This window comes from Brevibacterium sp. LAARM2_SD2, from assembly GCF_057364785.1.
In genome coordinates, this window is record NZ_JBNFOM010000059.1 from 1 (window position 1) to 1,129 (window position 1,129).

General features: G+C 65.3%; 1 protein-coding gene. It reads left to right on the plus strand.

Annotated features, from left to right (window positions below; genetic code table 11):
• Positions 1–69 precede the first annotated feature (69 nt).
• Positions 70–1,129, plus strand: a protein-coding gene (locus tag AC2W7K_RS18060) for an IS3 family transposase (RefSeq protein ID WP_376912092.1) whose coding sequence is annotated in 2 segments (ribosomal slippage) — positions 70–354 and positions 357–1,129 — 1,058 coding nt annotated over the 2 segments. Because the reading frame shifts where the segments join, the coding sequence is not laid out codon by codon here. This gene is flagged as partial in the annotation.

A 1,129-nucleotide genomic window follows, 5' to 3' on the forward strand; every position in this document is an offset into this window, starting at 1 on the left:
GGGACTGCCGTACGGATAGGTGACATCTGATCTGGCTTGCCCGCTGGGCGGCCTGGAAGGATGTGCACCATGCCCGCTCCCTACCCCCAGGAGTTCCGCGAGGACGTCGTGCGCGTGGCCCGGTCCCGTGAGGATGGCGTCACTCTCGCGCAGATCGCGAAGGACTTCGGCGTCCACGAGATGACGCTGCACAAATGGATCCGCCAAGCTGACATCGACGACGGCAACCGCCCCGGCAGGAGCCGGGAAGAGTCGACCGAGCTGCGCGAGGCGCGCAAGCAGATCCGGCTGCTCGAGCAGGAGAACGAGGTCCTCCGCCGTGCCGCGGCCTACCTCTCCCAGGCGAACCTGCCGGGAAAAGGTGGTACCCGCTCGTGAGCGAGCTCGCCTGCGACGGGATCCCTGTCGCGGTGTCCCTGCGGGTCCTGAAGCTCTCCCGTCAGCCCTACTACCGCTGGCGGAAACAGCAGTTCACCAGGGCCGAACTCGTCGAGGCGTATCGTGCCAACGCCCTGCTGGACGCCCACCGCGACGATCCCGAGTACGGGTACCGGTTCCTGGTCGGAGAGGCCGCGGAAGCGGGAGAGGTGATGAGTGAGCGGACCGCGTGGCGGATCTGCCGGGACAACCAATGGTGGTCGGTGTTCGGGAAGAAGCGGGCGAAGAACGGGAAACGCCCTGGCCCGCCGGTTCACGACGATCTCGTGAAGCGGGACTTCTCCGCCGATGACGTCAACGAACTGTGGCTGACGGATATCACCGAGCACTGGACCGATGAGGGCAAGCTCTATCTCTGCGCGATCAAAGACGTGTTCTCCGGCCGGATCGTGGGCTACTCGATCAGCGACCGGATGAAGGCTCGCCTCGCGGTGAACGCCCTGGACAACGCGATATCCAGGCGTCGTGACGCCGCCGGGTGCATCGTGCACTCGGACCGCGGATCTCAGTTCAGGTCACGGAAGTTCGTGCACGCCCTGAACCGTCATCACCTCATCGGATCGATGGGCCAAGTCGGTGCCGGCGGAGATAACGCCGCGATGGAGTCCTTCTTCGCGCTGCTGCAGAAGAACGTCCTGGACCGCAAGCGCTGGCGGACTCGAGAAGAGCTCCGCATCGCGATCATCACCTG